Origin of the sequence: Mycobacteroides sp. H001 (assembly GCF_001440005.1) — a bacterium.
In the GTDB taxonomy this organism is placed as follows: domain Bacteria; phylum Actinomycetota; class Actinomycetes; order Mycobacteriales; family Mycobacteriaceae; genus Mycobacterium; species Mycobacterium gwanakae.
This window is the reverse complement of the sequence record NZ_LJYH01000030.1, coordinates 171,564-186,806: the sequence shown is the minus strand read 5'-3', so window position 1 is coordinate 186,806 and position 15,243 is coordinate 171,564. Positions and strand designations below refer to the sequence as shown.

Annotated in this window: 21 protein-coding genes and 3 tRNA genes; 3 read left to right on the top strand and 21 right to left on the bottom strand. The window is 63.2% G+C overall.

Going from position 1 to position 15,243, the window contains the following annotated elements; translation table 11 throughout:
• Positions 1–233 precede the first annotated feature (233 nt).
• Entirely contained in the window at positions 234–1,148 is a 915-nt protein-coding gene (locus AOT83_RS13870) for a LysR family transcriptional regulator (protein WP_057964809.1), read from the top strand.
• A gap of 20 nt (positions 1,149–1,168) precedes the next feature.
• On the opposite strand, the gene AOT83_RS13865 is transcribed toward AOT83_RS13870, so the two are convergent.
• The 14 genes from AOT83_RS13865 to AOT83_RS13805 all read right to left on the bottom strand — a co-directional run bounded on the left by AOT83_RS13865 (position 1,169) and on the right by AOT83_RS13805 (position 8,608).
• Complete coding sequence (locus tag AOT83_RS13865; protein ID WP_030096620.1) at positions 1,169–2,872, bottom strand: GAF domain-containing protein; 1,704 nt, start codon at positions 2,870–2,872, stop codon at positions 1,169–1,171.
• A 44-nt stretch (positions 2,873–2,916) separates the two neighbouring features.
• A complete protein-coding gene (locus AOT83_RS13860) occupies positions 2,917–3,567 on the bottom strand; it encodes a response regulator transcription factor (RefSeq protein WP_030096619.1) in 651 nt (216 codons plus the stop codon).
• 62 nt (positions 3,568–3,629) lie between these two features.
• A complete protein-coding gene (locus AOT83_RS28350) occupies positions 3,630–3,761 on the bottom strand; it encodes a hypothetical protein (protein WP_267888685.1) in 132 nt (43 codons plus the stop codon).
• Positions 3,762–3,914: 153 nt separating this feature from the next.
• Entirely contained in the window at positions 3,915–4,625 is a 711-nt protein-coding gene (gene rplA / locus AOT83_RS13855; RefSeq protein WP_030096618.1) for a 50S ribosomal protein L1, read from the bottom strand.
• Between the two features lie 101 nt (positions 4,626–4,726).
• Complete coding sequence (gene rplK / locus AOT83_RS13850; RefSeq protein WP_030096617.1) at positions 4,727–5,155, bottom strand: 50S ribosomal protein L11; 429 nt, start codon at positions 5,153–5,155, stop codon at positions 4,727–4,729.
• A gap of 78 nt (positions 5,156–5,233) precedes the next feature.
• Positions 5,234–6,028: a transcription termination/antitermination protein NusG gene (nusG, locus tag AOT83_RS13845; protein ID WP_030096616.1), complete on the bottom strand. Its 795-nt coding sequence runs from the start codon at positions 6,026–6,028 to the stop codon at positions 5,234–5,236.
• Between the two features lie 24 nt (positions 6,029–6,052).
• The gene (gene secE, locus AOT83_RS13840) at positions 6,053–6,463 is read right to left on the bottom strand and encodes a preprotein translocase subunit SecE (protein WP_046254710.1); all 411 of its coding nucleotides are present in this window, start codon (positions 6,461–6,463) and stop codon (positions 6,053–6,055) included.
• Between the two features lie 47 nt (positions 6,464–6,510).
• Positions 6,511–6,583: transfer RNA gene (locus AOT83_RS13835), tRNA-Trp, on the bottom strand.
• Between the two features lie 169 nt (positions 6,584–6,752).
• Entirely contained in the window at positions 6,753–7,223 is a 471-nt protein-coding gene (locus AOT83_RS13830) for a MaoC family dehydratase N-terminal domain-containing protein (RefSeq protein ID WP_030096614.1), read from the bottom strand.
• 2 nt (positions 7,224–7,225) lie between these two features.
• Positions 7,226–7,657, bottom strand: coding sequence for a (3R)-hydroxyacyl-ACP dehydratase subunit HadB (gene hadB / locus AOT83_RS13825; RefSeq protein ID WP_030096613.1), 432 nt, complete (start codon positions 7,655–7,657; stop codon positions 7,226–7,228).
• Positions 7,657–8,127, bottom strand: a complete 471-nt coding sequence (gene hadA, locus AOT83_RS13820; RefSeq protein WP_030096612.1) for a (3R)-hydroxyacyl-ACP dehydratase subunit HadA — start codon at positions 8,125–8,127, stop codon at positions 7,657–7,659. The genes hadB and hadA overlap by 1 nt, the downstream gene beginning before the upstream one ends.
• An 86-nt stretch (positions 8,128–8,213) precedes the next feature.
• Positions 8,214–8,381 carry a 50S ribosomal protein L33 gene (gene rpmG / locus AOT83_RS13815; RefSeq protein ID WP_030096611.1) on the bottom strand — a complete coding sequence of 56 codons (168 nt, stop codon included), beginning with the start codon at positions 8,379–8,381 and terminating at the stop codon, positions 8,214–8,216.
• 39 nt (positions 8,382–8,420) lie between these two features.
• Positions 8,421–8,497 (bottom strand) — tRNA-Met (locus tag AOT83_RS13810).
• Between the two features lie 38 nt (positions 8,498–8,535).
• Positions 8,536–8,608: transfer RNA gene (locus AOT83_RS13805), tRNA-Thr, on the bottom strand.
• A 127-nt stretch (positions 8,609–8,735) separates the two neighbouring features.
• On the opposite strand from AOT83_RS13805, the gene AOT83_RS13800 reads away from it, so the two are divergent.
• A complete protein-coding gene (locus tag AOT83_RS13800; RefSeq protein WP_057964810.1) occupies positions 8,736–9,890 on the top strand; it encodes an NAD(P)/FAD-dependent oxidoreductase in 1,155 nt (384 codons plus the stop codon).
• Positions 9,891–9,906: 16 nt separating this feature from the next.
• Here AOT83_RS13800 and AOT83_RS13795 read toward each other — a convergent pair whose 3' ends face one another.
• The 7 genes from AOT83_RS13795 to AOT83_RS13765 form a co-directional block, all read right to left on the bottom strand.
• A complete protein-coding gene (locus AOT83_RS13795; RefSeq protein WP_057964918.1) occupies positions 9,907–10,164 on the bottom strand; it encodes a Rho termination factor N-terminal domain-containing protein in 258 nt (85 codons plus the stop codon).
• A gap of 135 nt (positions 10,165–10,299) precedes the next feature.
• Entirely contained in the window at positions 10,300–10,533 is a 234-nt protein-coding gene (locus AOT83_RS13790; protein ID WP_030096608.1) for a CsbD family protein, read from the bottom strand.
• A gap of 141 nt (positions 10,534–10,674) precedes the next feature.
• A complete protein-coding gene (locus AOT83_RS13785) occupies positions 10,675–11,232 on the bottom strand; it encodes a DNA starvation/stationary phase protection protein (RefSeq protein ID WP_057964811.1) in 558 nt (185 codons plus the stop codon).
• A gap of 122 nt (positions 11,233–11,354) precedes the next feature.
• Positions 11,355–11,981: an SAM-dependent methyltransferase gene (locus tag AOT83_RS13780; RefSeq protein ID WP_057964812.1), complete on the bottom strand. Its 627-nt coding sequence runs from the start codon at positions 11,979–11,981 to the stop codon at positions 11,355–11,357.
• The gene (locus tag AOT83_RS13775) at positions 11,981–12,748 is read right to left on the bottom strand and encodes a PIG-L family deacetylase (RefSeq protein ID WP_057964813.1); all 768 of its coding nucleotides are present in this window, start codon (positions 12,746–12,748) and stop codon (positions 11,981–11,983) included. Before AOT83_RS13775 ends, AOT83_RS13780 begins: the two co-directional genes overlap by 1 nt.
• Entirely contained in the window at positions 12,745–13,686 is a 942-nt protein-coding gene (locus AOT83_RS13770) for an acyl-CoA dehydrogenase family protein (RefSeq protein ID WP_057964814.1), read from the bottom strand. The genes AOT83_RS13775 and AOT83_RS13770 overlap by 4 nt, the downstream gene beginning before the upstream one ends.
• A complete protein-coding gene (locus AOT83_RS13765) occupies positions 13,683–14,366 on the bottom strand; it encodes a glycosyltransferase family 2 protein (RefSeq protein ID WP_232783381.1) in 684 nt (227 codons plus the stop codon). Before AOT83_RS13765 ends, AOT83_RS13770 begins: the two co-directional genes overlap by 4 nt.
• 310 nt (positions 14,367–14,676) lie before the next feature.
• Between AOT83_RS13765 and AOT83_RS13760 the strand changes: the two genes are divergently transcribed.
• Positions 14,677–15,234, top strand: a complete 558-nt coding sequence (locus tag AOT83_RS13760; protein ID WP_057964920.1) for a type 1 glutamine amidotransferase domain-containing protein — start codon at positions 14,677–14,679, stop codon at positions 15,232–15,234.
• Positions 15,235–15,243: the final 9 nt, after the last annotated feature.

Below are 15,243 nucleotides of genomic sequence, written 5' to 3'. Positions count from 1 at the left end.
AGCAGCAAGAGCTCAAAGAATCACATTGATAGCGATAAACCACGGCAACGACTTTGCGCAAATAGCGTTGCCGAACGATACGTCTGCCCTGCGAACCGTCATGCAGCCGAAATACGCGGTATACGACCGTTTTCAATTAGGAATTTCTGTATTGCCGTCTCAGTAATTATCTCAAATTCATACAACCGTGCACGTTCATATAGGGTTGGCTAGTGGATTTGCGAGGTCTTGAGATGTACGACCTACGTTGTTTCGTAGCCGTAGCGACCAGACTGAACTTCACCCGGGCCGCGGGCGATCTTCGTACGTCTACCCCTCCGTTGAGCAGAAGGATCCGCGACATGGAGCGAGTGCTCAAAACGCAGCTGTTTGTCCGCGATACGCGCCGAGTCGCACTCACCGCGGCAGGCGCCAACCTACTCCCCGTCGCGCAGAAACTACTGGATCAATTCGAGAAGCTGCCCGAGGTAGTAGCGAATAATCACCAGCCACGTCAAAGCATTATCTGCGGTATTCCTCCGTGGCTCCATCCCGAGTTGGGCATGAGGCTGACACGCCTGGATGAAATCTATGCCGACCGCCTGACGGTGGTTGACCGGCGCTGCCGAAGCGACGAGACCATCGCCTCGATACTGCGGCAGGACCTGACCTTCGGCTTTACGAGGCCTTTTACCGGCAACCTTGCATTGGACAGCGTGGTAGTGCACCAAGAAAAGATAGGGGCGGTGCTCTGCAAGTCCAGGTACGGCTCACGCACCTCGATCTCGCTTCAGGAACTCCTAAGGCTCGACTACGTGACAGACCGACGTGACAGCGACACCGAATACCGACATCAACTCGACAACGTACTGGAATCCGCAGGGATACTCAGGCGGGCACAGGTTGCTCCCGGCGATCACGCAGCAGGTGCCGCTGCCATCCGAGCCGGCACTGCCTTCGCCACGGCACCACTTTCAACTGCGGGAAGCCCCGGGTGCAACTCCACGGAAAACGTGTGCCTTCCGATCGAGGATCTCACGTTCACGCTGGCGACGTGCCTCGTGTGGAGCAAAGACCTGGCAGAAAACAATCAAACCGCGAGAGACGTTATCGACACAGCAATCGCGTTGTGCCGAGCGCCTCGAGCCTTGCCCCGCCTCGTCAACTAGCCAAGCTCACTCGTGATTCCCTAGGGCAGCGGAGCCGACCACACCAAGCGGGTACCGCCGGTGTCCATCGCCGAGACGCTGAACGTGCCACCCGATTCCGCGGCCCGATTGGCAAGCCCGCTCAGGCCGCTGCGGGCAACCACCTCCGGGATCCCGATGCCGTCATCCACCACCTGCACAACCAACTCATCGTCCACCGAAACCGTCACCGACAACTCCTTAGCGCGCGCATGCCGGACCACATTGCTCACCGCCTCACGCACCACCGCCTCGGCATCTCCCGAGGTACTCGCGGGCACGACGTCCAGGGGCCCACTCATGCGCACCGATACGCGCAGGCCGGAATCGGCCGTGAGCTCGTTGATGGTGGAACGCAATGTGGCACGCAAGGATTCGTCATTGGTGTGCAGATCGAAGATCGCGGTCCGGATCTCCTGAATCACCTCGTGCAGCTGGTCGATATGGTCGGCCAGACGAGCCGCTACCGCCGGATCCGCAGATCGCCGATGCGTGCTCTGCATCGCCAGTCCGACGGCGAACAACCTCTGAATGACGTGGTCGTGCAGGTCACGGGCAATACGATCGCGGTCGGCCAGCACGTCGAGTTCGTGTTTGGCCAGACGGACCTCGGCTTGTTCCAGCGCCAGCGCAGCCTGCCCTGCGAAGGAGGCCGCCATGTCGAGCTGCTCCTCGTCAAAGGCTACCGAGCTGACAGTGCGCAGCAGAATCAACACACCCGCCGTCGACTCCCCGCCACCGAGGGGCAGGACCAGCGCCGGCCCGAATGCCAGATCGGTGCCCTCGGCGAGGTCAACCGCGAGCCGGCCTACATTCCGTGGCTCGTGATCGACGAAGGTGCTCCCCGACGTGGAACCGTCGATAGGGATCACCTTCTCGCACAGCACCTCTGCACCCTCCCCGATACACACCGACACCACCAGCTCGACGACGTCGTCGCTCGCGCCGACTGGGAGTGCGATGAACGCGAAGTCTGCCTCGGCGAGCAGAGCGGCATTGGCGGCCACCAGATGCAGCGCCTTGCCCGGTTCCGCACCGCCGAGCAGCTCGGCGGTGATGTGGGCGGTGGCACGCTGCCATTGCTCACGGCGACGCGCGTGCTGATAGAGGCGGGCGTTCTCGATGGCGATCCCCGCCGCCCCGGCGAGCGCGCGCACCACCACCTCGTCATCCTCGGTGAACTCTTGGCCGTCGAGCTTCTCGGTGAGGTAGAGCCGACCGAATATCTCACCGCGCACCTGCACGGGCACACCCAGAAAGGTCCTCATGGGCGGATGGTTCGCCGGGAACCCGACCGAGGCCGGGTGCGCCGCGATATCCCGCAGGCGCAGCGGCTTGGCCTCGTCGATCACCACGCCAAGCACACCGTGACCGGTGGGCAGCGGTCCGATCAGCTCGCGGGTGGCCTCGTCGATGCCCTCGTAGACGAACTCGGCAAGTTTCTCGTCTGATCCCACCACGCCGAGGGCACCGTACCGAGCACTGACGAGCTCCGATGCCGCGCAGACGATTTCCCGCAGGGTCGCGTCCAGCTCCAGTCCCGAGCTGACGGCCATGACGGCGTCGAGGAGGGCATCCATGCGCCCCCGCGTACCATCGACTATCTGCTCGATTCGCCCTTGCACTTCAGCGAGCAATTCACGCAGCTGCAAATGGGCAAGCTCGGCCGTCACCCGATTGGGTTGCGCACCAACATCCTCGACCACAGTTCAACTCTCGCACACCTTGCTCTCCGGTGAACACGAACCCTTCAGCCGTGCAGGCCCTGGTTGTCACGTGCGAGCTTGGTGGCCAGCACGGCAACCTGCGTGCGGCGTTCAAGGTCCAGTTTGGTGAGCAGACGTGATACGTAATTCTTGACCGTCTTCTCCGCCAAGAACATTCGTTCCGCGATCTGACGGTTCGTGAGCCCCTCCCCGATCAGTTCCAACAACGTACGCTCCTGCGCGGTCAGCCCGGCCAACGGAGACGGGTTGTCCGCCGCCGCCCGCAGCTTGTTCATCAACGCGGCGGCGGCCCGGTTGTCCAGCAGCGAGCGCCCCGCGCCCACGGTGCGGACCGCGGAGATCAACTCCATCCCCTTGATGTCCTTGATGACGTAGCCGCCGGCGCCCGCCATGATCGCGTCGAGCATGGCGTGTTCGTCAGTGAATGAGGTCAGCATCAGACAGTTGAGATTCGGTAGCTTGGAACGCAACTCGCGACACAGCTCGACGCCGTTGCCGTCGGGAAGGCGAATGTCCAGCACCGCGATGTCTGGTTGAAGTGCCGGGATGCGTGCCATCGCCTCGGCCACCGAAGACGCCTGCCCGATTACCGAGAAGTCCTCTTCCTCTTCGAGCAGGTCAGCCAGACCGCGGCGTACCACCTCATGGTCGTCGACCAGGAACACCGTGATCATGTCCGTTTCCCTTCCACCCGCTGCACCCAGTGTGGCACCGGCGACGGAATCCAGCAGCGGCATCATCGCAGTCCACCCACGCAGAGATCGCCGATGTTCTTGTCGCTGCGCGATATCGCGTCCAGCAGATGACGGGCCGACACCAGCGTCCCGACGCTCACGCTGTCCTGAAGTGGGATAGAGCGCACCGACATGGCATTCCTTCCCGTCGTACCCGTTGTTTCACGGTAGGACGCCAAGGATCTGGGCCGCTACGGTCTTTGGTCCCTACTCACGACAAAACCCCCATTTCCTCCCTCGGCACGAAGGGGAAACGGGGGTTTTGTGCAGCTAATGCGCGTTGGAGGCTACTGGACCTCGAGGAAGTTCCGGGTCACGCTCGGATCGACCTGGATACCGGGGCCCGTCGTGGTGGTGACCACAACCTTCTTCAGGTAGCGGCCCTTGGCCGACGACGGCTTGGCACGCAGGATCTCATCCAGTACGGCACCGTAGTTCTCCGCCAGCTTCTCGGCATCGAACGAGGCCTTGCCGATGATCAGGTGAAGGTTGGAGTGCTTGTCGACGCGGAAGTTGATCTTTCCGCCCTTGATGTCGGTGACTGCCTTGGCCACGTCCGGGGTCACGGTGCCGGTCTTGGGGTTCGGCATCAAACCGCGCGGGCCCAGGACACGAGCGATGCGGCCGACCTTGGCCATCTGGTCCGGGGTGGCGATGGCGGCGTCGAAATCCACCCAGCCGCCCTGAATCCGCTCGATCAGGTCGTCGCTACCGACAACGTCGGCGCCGGCGGCGGCAGCCGCTTCGGCCTTGTCGCCCACCGCGAAGACGATGACTCGAGCGGTCTTACCGGTACCGTGCGGAAGGTTCACGGTGCCGCGGACCATCTGGTCAGCCTTGCGGGGGTCGACACCGAGGCGCATCGCGACCTCAACAGTGGCGTCGTACTTCTTGGACGAAGTCTCCTTGGCCAGCTTTGCGGCTTCCAGAGGGCTGTACAGCTTCTCGCGGTCCACCTTCTCGGCGGCCTCGCGATATGCCTTGCTGTTCTTGCTCATTGGTATCCAATCAATTGTTGGTCGTGGTCGTGCAGGCCGAAGCGGGCCTTACCACTGGGTGTTCGGTATTACTCGATGCCAGCGCGAACGGCTACACCGTGTTATTCGACGGTGATGCCCATCGAGCGCGCGGTGCCGGCAATGATCTTGGCGGCGGCGTCGATGTCGTTGGCGTTGAGGTCTTCCTTCTTCGTCTCGGCGATCTCGCGCACCTGATCCCACGTCACCTTGGCGACCTTGGTCTTGTGCGGCTCACCGGAACCCTTGGGCACACCGGCGGCCTTCAACAGCAGCTTGGCGGCGGGAGGGGTCTTAAGTGCGAAGGTGAAGCTGCGATCCTCGTAGACACTGATCTCCACGGGGATGACGTTTCCGCGCTGCGAATCCGTCGCGGCGTTGTACGCCTTGCAGAACTCCATGATGTTGACGCCGTGCTGACCGAGCGCGGGACCGACCGGAGGCGCGGGGTTGGCTTCGCCGGCCTTGATCTGCAGCTTGATCAGCCCGACGACCTTTTTCTTCGGGGCCATTGGGGTCTTCCTACTTTCCTTCCGTACCCGCACGTTTTCGTACGGGCTCTGCGAACCGGCATGCGGTCCGAAGTCTTTTTAGAGCTTCTCCACCTGGGTGAAGTTGAGCTCGACCGGGGTCTCGCGGCCGAAGATGGACACCAGCACCTTGAGGCGCTGCTGTTCGGCGTTGACCTCGCTGATGCTGGCGGGCAGCGTCGCGAACGGACCGTCGGTGACGGTGACCGACTCGCCGACCTCGAAGTCGACCTCGATGACCGGACGCTCCAGGCCACCGGTCTCGGCGGCAGCGGCTGCGGTCTCGGTCGCCGAGCCCTTGGCTGGCTTCTTGGCGGGAGTCTGCGGCAGCAGGAACTTCACCACGTCATCGAGGGCCAGCGGCGACGGACGCGAGGTGGCGCCGACAAAACCGGTGACGCCCGGGGTGTTGCGCACAGCACCCCAAGATTCGTCGTTCAGTTCCATCCGGACCAGGATGTAGCCGGGCAGCACCTTGCGGTTGACCTGCTTACGCTGGCCGTTCTTGATCTCGGTGACCTCTTCGGTGGGCACCTCGATCTGGAAGATGTAGTCGCCGACGTCCAGGTTCTGCACACGGGTCTGCAGGTTCGCTTTGACCTTGTTCTCGTAACCGGCGTACGAGTGAACGACGTACCACTCGCCCGGCTCGCGGCGCAGCTGAGCCTTCAACGTGACGGCCGGGTCGGCGTCCTCATCGGCCTCAGCCTCGGCAACCGGCGCATCCGAAGGCGACTCGGTCGGCTCCTCGGCCGTTTCCTCGGCCTCGGTGCTCTCGTCGACCACGTCGACCGATACGGCGGTATCAGCGGTGTCTTCTGGCTCGCTCGCAGCGTCGCCATCGAAGGTCGTCACCGTTTGTCCTCTCTCGTCTCTCTACTACCCGAACACCAGCATGACCAGCCGGGCCAGGCCCAGGTCGATCACACCGATCAGGGTGACCATGAACACCAGGAAGACCAGCACCACCGAGGTGTAGCTGACCATCTGCTTGCGGTTCGGCCAGATGACCTTGCGCAGCTCGGCCACAACCTGCTTGAGGAACACCCAAAGCTGGACGAGCGGATTGCGCGAAGGTCCCGTCTTGTCCTTCTTGGCGGCCGGTTTCCGACTGTTCTTCGCGGCCTTCTTCTTGACCTCACCGGTCTCGGAGCCACCGGATTCGGTGAGCTCCGTAGCCGCGGTCGAGACGTCAGCACGGCGGGTCCGCTTACCCGTCGGGCGAAGCGGCTTGGTCGAGGTGACGGCCCGGTCGCTGTCGACTCCGGACTCGTCTAGCTCGTCGCTCATGCCCTTCCGTACCTCTCTGTTTCCCTAGTGCTTACTCCAGGGTGTTGCAGGGGTGACAGGACTTGAACCTGCAACCTGCGGTTTTGGAGACCGCTGCTCTGCCAGTTGAGCTACACCCCTATGGCTGGCATGCCAACCTGGTGGCCGGGGCCCTCACACAACACACGCGCCTCCCGAGTACCCGACAGGCGCGTTGTGGTGGGAAAACCCCGAATCTCGAGTGTACCCCGAGGCCATCCCCAGACTGAAATTGCCCACCGATCTGCGTGCAGACGGGCGGGGCCCTTTCTCAGAGGAGCTTGATATCGGCCATCCGGTCCGAGTCACGGCCCATCAGGGTGGTGAAGGCCTCCATGACGAGCTCGCCATTCTGATCGCGCACGATGTTGCGGGTGGTCACGATGTCCACGCCGAAGGCCTCCTTGTGGGAGTCCACCTGGAAGTCGCACGACAACTCATCGCCCTCGGTGATGGGCTTGTGATACACGAACTTCTGCTCGGAATGCACGATCTGCATGGTGTCCATGCCGACGTCATAGGTGCGGAAGAATTCCTTCTGCACCAGCAGCGCCATCACCGCCGGGAAGGCCAGGGGCGCGATGAGGCCGTCATGTCCGAGCTCGGCCGCCGCGCTCGGGTCGAGGCTGGCCGGATCCACAGCCTTGACCGACTGTGCGAACTCGCGGATCTTCTCCCGCCCCACCACGTAGGTCCTGGAGTACTTATGCGTCATTCCGACGATATCGAGTTGGAGCGCCATGACTACGCCAGCGTCGCAGTCGCGATAGCGCGCCCGAAGATCTTCTTGCCGTTGGTGGTGGCGGTCAGCGCGATGGTGACCGACTTGGTGTCCTCGTCGACCGACTTCACCCGACCGTTGAAGACGATCTCCGCGCCCACACCGTCATTGGGAACGGTGACGAAGCTGGTGAAACGCACGTTGTACTCGGTCACCGCCGCCGGGTCGCCGATCCACTCGGTGACGTAACCGCCACCCAGGCCCATGGTCAGCATGCCGTGCGCGATGGCGCCGTCCTCGAGTCCCACCAGCTTGGCGGTCTCGTCGTCCCAGTGGATGGGGTTGAGGTCGCCGGAAACACCGGCGTAGTTCACAAGATCCTGCCGGGTCAGCGGAATCATCTTCTCCGGCAGCTGATCTCCCACGCTGACCGAACTGAATTCACGCAATGCCATCAGTTGAACCCGCCTTCTTCTCCGTCTTCTGCAGTGCGCCCGGCAAGAGTCGTGATCAGCTCCTGCACTAGCTCACCCTTGTCATTGGTGATGAGGCTCTTGGTGACGATGATGTCGGCACCGAACGAGCGCCGGATCGAGTCGAGGTACACATCGCAAGACAGCTTGTCTCCGGCAGTGATCGGGCGCAGGATTCTGAGCTCCTGGTCGACCTGGACGATCTTCTCGTCCTTGATCCCGATGTTCGCATGCTCGAAGAAGGCCGCCTGAGCGGTGTATCCGAAGATGCAGAGGAAGGTCGGCGTAGCGACCAACGAGCCATAGCCAAGATCCGCGGCGGCGGACTCTTCGTGATGAGCGGGGTGGTCGCTCTTCACCGCGTCGGCGTGCTCGCGAATCTTCTCCCGCTCGACCACATAGTGATCGGGGTATCGGTAGTGAGTTCCGACAAGATCTTGCGATAAAGCCACGGGGCGGAACCTACCTACTGATGTTGATCGATACCAAGTAAGGCTTGCCTATTCGTGTCGCGTTTCAGCGACACGAGAACCACCGGCTAGCGCGACTCTTTGTGAGGCTGGTGCGATCCGCAGTTCGGGCAGAACTTCTTCAGTTCCAGCCGGTCAGGGTCGTTACGCCGGTTCTTCTTGGTGATGTAGTTACGGTGCTTGCACGTCTCACATGCCAAGGTGACCTTGGGCCGGACGTCTGTGCTGGAGGCCACTGCAGTTGCCCTCTTTCGTTCGTTGTCTCTATGTTCGGGTGGTAGCGGTGGGGAGGCTCGATCTCCCGACCTCACGATTATGAGTCGTGCGCTCTAACCAGCTGAGCTACACCGCCCCGCAGACAGAGCCGGCGTTTCCGCCTGCCGTCTACCGAGCCCCCTAACGGAATCGAACCGTTGACCTTTTCCTTACCATGGAAACGCTCTACCGACTGAGCTAAGGGGGCATAAAGCCCTCACGAGGGTACCCGTTGACGTCGGCGGAACCAAAACGGCTCTACCGGGGCACAGACCCGTCTACTTTCGGTCGCGCATCACCCGTGTGAGAGACACCAATGCGGGTACCCGGGGGCCATGAGTGAACCAGGCCTGATCATCGCCGGCAGTGGCCCGGCAGGCGTCGCGGCAGCAGAGTCATTCCGCGAGCACAACACGAGCGCACCGGTGCAGATGCTCACCGCAGACCCCGACTCCCCCTATGAACGTCCGCCGCTAAGCAAGCAGTATCTGCGGAGACAGACAGATGACGTCATCCTGCATCCCCCGTCTTGGTACGACGAGCGCGCGATCGAACTCATCAGCAGTACAGCGATAGACCGCATCGACGTCGATGACCGTGCTGTGTACGCGGGCGAGCAGCGCTATGACTTCCGCAGCCTCATCCTTGCGTCCGGCGCGGCACCCTCCCCCTTGTCCGTACCGGGTGGGCACCACGCTCTGCTGTTGCGCTCATTGACCGACGCCACCGTGCTGCGGGACGCAGCGGACACCGCCGACGCCGCGGTCGTTGTCGGCGCCGGGTTCATCGGCTGCGAAGCCGCGGCATCCCTGTCGCTACGCGGTGTGTCGGTGACTTTGGTTGCACCCGAATCCCTTCCTCAAGAAGCGCGACTTGGCAGAGAGGCCGGCGAGCGCCTGCGCGACCTGGTGACCGCGGCAGGGGTGCATTACATCGGCGGGGTGGAGGTCGAGGAAATCACCGGGAAGGGTGTAAGGCTCAACACTGGTGTCACCGTCGCTGGCGATCTCACTCTGGCCGCCACGGGTGTCACACCACAAAGCCGCCTCGCCACTAAAGCCGGTATACGGGTGGAGGATTCGCGAATCGTCGTCGGCGCCGATATGCGCACGTCCGCGAGCGGGGTCTACGCCGCCGGAGATGTCGCCCGTGCATGGAACGCCGTCGCCGGGCGATATCTGACGGTGGAACACTGGCAGGACGCGATCGACCAGGGCTCGGTCGCGGGAGCCTCCGCTGCGGGCCATGAGGCTATATGGGATGCCGTACCAGGGTTTTGGACCACCATTGGCGAGGCCACGGTGAAGTACCACGCCTGGGGCGACGGCTACGAAGATAGCCGGATGATCACTAGCACCGAGGGATTCACCGTTTGGTACGAAGCCAACACCGCGACGGTCGGGGTGCTTACCTATAACGCTGACGATGATTACGAACTCGGCAGACAACTCATCGCCGAGGGTAGGCCCGCACCCACGGCCGCCCGGTGATTTCACCGTGCGCGGCTCAATGGTTGCGCAGCTTGCCAATCAGTTCGCTCTTGACCAGCCGCGAATAGCCCGACAATCCAAGTTCCTTGGCGCGCTTGCGAAGCTCGACCACGGTCCAGTTATCGTAGGAACCCGACTTACCGCCCTTGCGCCCTACCGCGGAGCTTCCCCGGGCAGCGGCCGCATTGGAGATCCTTGCCGACTTTTCCTTGGAATCACCTTGTTTCCGTAGTTCCTTGTACATTTTCTCGTTCTTGATCGACGAGTTCGGCACAACATTCACCTCCGTAGTAGAACCATGTCCGGTAGGCGATTCCCCCTCACCAGAAGTCCTAAACCTGCGCCCGGGAACGTAAACCAGTCAGCGGCCCGTCCCCCGCACTGGGGACGAGCCGCTGTCGATCGGTAGCTACCGCTGGGCTTCTTCGCGCGCCTCATTGGCGTCCGCGGCTTTACGCGCGGCTTCGGCCTCCGCTTCCTTCTTCGCGGCCTCACGCTGGGAATCAGCCTTGTCCTGCTGCGCCTGGCCTTCACGCTTAAGGTCGTCGCGGCCCGTTACCGCACCGGCGACTTCCTTGATCTTGCCCTTTGCGCCCTCAACGACGCCCTCGATACCTTCTTCGGGACCACTCTTGTCAGACATACATTTCCTTTCCTCTTGTCACCACGTAGGCACGCGGCAGTCGGTACTCACCACCGCTACTTGCGGGCTTCCCATATCCAGTGCCCTTAAACCGCAAGGGAAGTAACCTTCACCACATGCGGGCCATACGGGCCGCGCCCGTCACTTGACCGGCGCCTTCTTCTTGGCCTGAGCCGCAGCCTTCTTCTCGGTGCTCGCGTCTCCACCGGCTAGCTGACCGCCGGAGTTCTCCAGGTGCGCCCGCACGAACCACTGAAACTTCTCGAGTTCGCCGGCGTGGCCAATCAGCAGGTCCTGCGACACGAGGTCCAGATCGTCGAGTGTCTTGATCGCGGTGCGGGTATCTGCGATCACGCCGTCGTACACCAAGTTCAGCGCCGCCAAATGAGCCTGCACCGTGTCGCGGCCGACCGAATAGTCGTCCCAGGTACGGTCTTTCAGAATGGCGCCGGGCGTTCCTTGCGGGGACCGGCCCAACGCGGCGATACGCTCGGCGACTTCATCGGCGTAGCCGCGCACCAGCTCGACCTGCGGATCCAGCATCTCGTGCACCCCGATGAAGTTGGGGCCCACTACATTCCAGTGCACATGTTTCAGCGTGAGATGCAGATCGTTATAGGTGCTGAGCTGCGTTTGCAGCAGATCGGCGATCTTCCTACCCTGCGCATCGGAAAGCCCAGGGATAGTGAACGTGGTCATAATCAGCTCCTTCGCTATGTGGCGTCAGGACAGGACTACCCACCGGATGCCAGAACCAAACAGGCCCCTCTCCCGATCTTTCTCGCCGAGAACCGCGATCCCGCCCGACAGCATCAAGGCAACTACGAGCCCGCTCCGGGTACCCCGGTCGCGGCCGCGACCGACGGCCCCTGGCCAACTACGAACACGTCGATGGCGACATCGTCGTCACGGTAACCGGCGCTCTGATGCAGCCCGGCCGTTGCACCGATCAGCCGATTCGCCTCATCGCCCGTCAACGGATACTCGGCCACCGCATGTCGCCAATGCGCGGCCAGGACCGTCGTTCCTTCCGGCATCTGCCCTAGCTCACGGTCCAGCACGTCACGCAACAGGGCAGCATCGAGGTAGTAGGCAACCTCTGACAGCACCACTAGATCGAAATCTTCTGCAGGCCAAATTGAATCCAGCGACTGCCGATGAAAGCTCACCCGATCCGAGAGCCCACACCGAGCGATCCGCGCATGCGCGGATTCGAGCGCCGAATCCACTAGGTCAATCGCGGTGACCCGTTCGCAACGTGCCGCCAACTGCTCGGTGAGCACCCCCACGGAGCATCCGGGTTCGAAGACATGGCGATAGCGCAGCCGGGGCAGCATCGCCATGGTGATCGCGTACTTCCTCTGTTCATACCAACGCTGTGCGAGCTGCCACGGGTCGTCGGATATGGCGTACATCTCGTCGAAGAAGTTGTCCGGTAGCCGCCCCATCAGCGGAACACCGCCTCACCAAGGGTGAGGAGCCGATCGACGACGCGCGAGGGCAGTATCGCCTCCGCATCCGGCCACCGAGGGTACAGCTGTGTCTGGAACACATTGGTAGCCTGCCGCTTTAAGCCGCATGCTGCGCGGTCACCAGGTGTCGTGCACATTCTGTGCCATGGCACCGCGTTGTCATCCGGCACGGCCCAATGCCACATCCAGACCGGGTACTCCAGCAGTAGAGCACCGGTGCGGCGGGCGGCGGCAGCAGACGCGCGCCCGACGGCCTCGTGGTCCGGATGACCATCGCCACGCCACGTAGCAGCGCACCAGGCCCCAGGCGGCGCGGCATCGAGAATCTCGGCGAGGAGGCCGACCATTTCCTCTTCCCTCTCGGAAATCGCACCATCGGCCAGACCGAGCCTCACCGGCGGATCAAGACCAAGAATATTTGTAGCGCAGAGTAATTCGGCATGGCGATCCCGTTCCAGCCAACGGCGTTCCGTGGGCGACAGATCCGGATACGCGCCGCCGCCATCGCTCACCGACACCACGACAACGTCGACTCCCCGTGCGCGCAACATGGCTGCCGTGCAGCCGAATCCCAAGGTCTCGTCGTCGGGGTGCGGCGCGACCAGGACCAGGAACGGGCATTCGTCCAGGTCCAGGATCGGAAACTCTCGCGGCCACGCGAGCCACTCCGCAAGGGACGTACCGCCGGCCGAAATCGGCCGTTCGGCAAGCCGCTCGCAGTTACCGGCGTTGGCGACAGTCATCTGGCCGCCGCCCTGCCCAGGGCCGCGAGATCCCGCTCGGCATGGCTCTGCCGGACGTACATGGTGAGATCGGCAACGTGCTGGGCATGTCTGGCATCGAGCGCCAATGGCCCGGGCCCCAATGCCCGGCCGGTGCGCACGATCGCCTGGTCCACAGCATGCTCCACAACAGCCCTGACGCGGCGGGCGATGAGTTCGGTACGTTCGCTATGAGGTTCGGCGTCGACGTAGGCGGCGGCCGTCATAAGAATGGCCTCTGCCGCGGCGAGCGCGGCATCCACCGCACCGAGGTGAGCTTGTGCGTGGGGATCATCAGAAGACCCGCGATGCCCCTCAGCCACGGCCCGGTAGAGGGGTGCGGCCACACCGCGTGCCCCGCCGAGCCAGCAGGCCGCCACACCCATGGCGCCGTGCCAGAAGCCCGGCCGGTCCAGATACCGGCCAGGTCTTCCCACGGGTATGCCTATTGCGCCACTCAATTGCACTGAACGCGTGTCGCTTTCGCGCATTCCCGCGTTCTGCCAAATCTGCGGCAGCACGGTCGCCTCCGGCTGGCCCATGTCAACGGCATAGAGTCCCCGCGCGTTGTCCTCTCGCCGGGCGGTGATGAGAGCGTGGGTGCACGAACCAGCACCCGAACACCAAGCCTTCGTTCCATCGAGCACGCAGTCACCGTCCCGCTGTGCGACGGTGACCATCGTGTTCGGCGCCTCGGCCGCCCACACGCCCCACAGCTGTTCCGGGCCGGGAACAGGGCCGTCTAGTTCACACAGGATCGCCATGGCATCGCAGTGCGCTTCGGCAAGCCGTCCCGCGGTCACGTCGTGTTGAGTCAGCGCGGCTAGCTTCCACCATCGCGCGGCGGTGTGTCCGGCTCCCGGCATCGGGAGTGCCAGCTCACCGGCGTGCAGCCACCGGCGCACGAGATCGGCCGTCATCCCGCGCCCTCACGGCGTGAGAAGGACCGCAGATACGCCGCGAATCCCTCGGGGGCTCTTCCGGCGCGGCGGGCTGACGTCTCGACCGATAGCGCCTCATCGCGGTGTATCCGGTAGTTCCTCAGTTCGAATCTCCGGACAAGATCGACATCCTCCCCGCTGCCGATCGCGGCGAATCCGCCTTCTTTCCAATACTTGTCGGCGCGAAAACCCATGTTCGCACCGTGTACATGGCCGTGGCCGTCCGGCTTGCGCTTCGCGCGGTACGCATTCAGATAGCGGCGCACCACACCTGCCGGTGTCTGCCGCCAGTTCTCGACGCGAACAACGCCGAGCACCATGTCCGCGCCCGAATCCGTCTGGCGCACCAGCCAATCGGCGTCAACCCGGCTGTCTGCATCGGTGGTGGCGTACCACACCCGATGCTGCGCCGAAGCCGCTACTGCGCACACCGTCCGCGCATACGAGAAGCCTGCCGCTCTGGCCGCCCCAACATTACGGGCCTGGACCTCGATGAAATGCACATCGGATCCGTACTTGCCCGCCAAACGTATGCTTTGGTCATCGCAGTCGTCCAGAACGACGACCGTCAGGGTCGGCGCCGGGAAGCACGCCGCTGCAGTGACCACGGCGCTCAGGCAGCTTGGCAGATTGTCGACTTCATTGTGCGCGGGCACCACCACGACCGCCCGCTCGTATGCCGCAGCGCGGCGCGGCCGTTCGCCCCGACCCGAACGATTCAGTGGAACGGTCACCGACACAGCCGGTCCTGAAATGCGATGGTCGACATTACTTCTCCTCATAGGCTGGATCGACAAGACCAGCCCCGGGCCTCACCCCTCCGACCGTCTCCACGGCGGGGTACCCGTTCTGACGCGGTTCATGCATGCAGGCGCTATCCGGCTGCCGGCACAGCGAAATCCCCAGTCCATGCATGAAAAGGCGCAAACCGGGTACACGAATGTGATGCCCAACGAAAGGAACACGACGATGTCCGCTGTTCTTCAGGATCGGACGATCGCGATACTGGCCGCCGACGGAGTCGAACGTGTCGAGCTGGAGGAGCCACGTAACTCGGTCGTGGCTGCCGGTGGCACCGTAATAGTGCTCTCGATCAGATCAGGTGAGATTGCCGCGCGTGAACACGATCTGTCGCCGGCCGGGACGCTGCACGTCGACCGCGAGGTCGGCACGGCATCCGTGGACGACTACGACGCGCTGGTGCTTCCCGGGGGCACCGTCAATCCCGACAAACTGCGCGCCGATGCGGATGCGGTGGATTTCGTGCGTGCGTTTGTGCGATCCGGCAAGCCCGTGGCCGCGATCTGCCATGGGCCGTGGACCCTTGCCGAGGCAGGTGTATTGCAAGGAAGAACGGTCACGTCGTACCGCAGTATCCGCACGGACCTGCGCAATGCCGGGGCCCATGTCCTCGATGAGGAGCTGGTCATCGACCACAACCTCATCACCAGTCGCTCCCCGGAGGACCTGCCGGCGTTCTGTCGGGCCATCGTGGACAACGTCGCTGCCGCCAGCGCCAGACGATGACCGAGATCA

What these genes read in the sequence shown, in the direction of transcription:
- AOT83_RS13870 (WP_057964809.1), top strand. Translation starts at nt 234, where the DNA reads ATGTACGACCTACGTTGTTTCGTAGCCGTAGCGACCAGACTGAACTTC.
- AOT83_RS13860 (WP_030096619.1), bottom strand. Translation starts at nt 3,567, where the DNA reads ATGATCACGGTGTTCCTGGTCGACGACCATGAGGTGGTACGCCGCGGT.
- AOT83_RS28350 (WP_267888685.1), bottom strand. Translation starts at nt 3,761, where the DNA reads ATGTCGGTGCGCTCTATCCCACTTCAGGACAGCGTGAGCGTCGGGACG.
- rplA (WP_030096618.1), bottom strand. Translation starts at nt 4,625, where the DNA reads ATGAGCAAGAACAGCAAGGCATATCGCGAGGCCGCCGAGAAGGTGGAC.
- rplK (WP_030096617.1), bottom strand. Translation starts at nt 5,155, where the DNA reads ATGGCCCCGAAGAAAAAGGTCGTCGGGCTGATCAAGCTGCAGATCAAG.
- secE (WP_046254710.1), bottom strand. Translation starts at nt 6,463, where the DNA reads ATGAGCGACGAGCTAGACGAGTCCGGAGTCGACAGCGACCGGGCCGTC.
- AOT83_RS13830 (WP_030096614.1), bottom strand. Translation starts at nt 7,223, where the DNA reads ATGGCGCTCCAACTCGATATCGTCGGAATGACGCATAAGTACTCCAGG.
- hadB (WP_030096613.1), bottom strand. Translation starts at nt 7,657, where the DNA reads ATGGCATTGCGTGAATTCAGTTCGGTCAGCGTGGGAGATCAGCTGCCG.
- AOT83_RS13800 (WP_057964810.1), top strand. Translation starts at nt 8,736, where the DNA reads ATGAGTGAACCAGGCCTGATCATCGCCGGCAGTGGCCCGGCAGGCGTC.
- AOT83_RS13790 (WP_030096608.1), bottom strand. Translation starts at nt 10,533, where the DNA reads ATGTCTGACAAGAGTGGTCCCGAAGAAGGTATCGAGGGCGTCGTTGAG.
- AOT83_RS13785 (WP_057964811.1), bottom strand. Translation starts at nt 11,232, where the DNA reads ATGACCACGTTCACTATCCCTGGGCTTTCCGATGCGCAGGGTAGGAAG.
- AOT83_RS13780 (WP_057964812.1), bottom strand. Translation starts at nt 11,981, where the DNA reads ATGGGGCGGCTACCGGACAACTTCTTCGACGAGATGTACGCCATATCC.
- AOT83_RS13775 (WP_057964813.1), bottom strand. Translation starts at nt 12,748, where the DNA reads ATGACTGTCGCCAACGCCGGTAACTGCGAGCGGCTTGCCGAACGGCCG.
- AOT83_RS13770 (WP_057964814.1), bottom strand. Translation starts at nt 13,686, where the DNA reads ATGACGGCCGATCTCGTGCGCCGGTGGCTGCACGCCGGTGAGCTGGCA.
- AOT83_RS13760 (WP_057964920.1), top strand. Translation starts at nt 14,677, where the DNA reads ATGTCCGCTGTTCTTCAGGATCGGACGATCGCGATACTGGCCGCCGAC.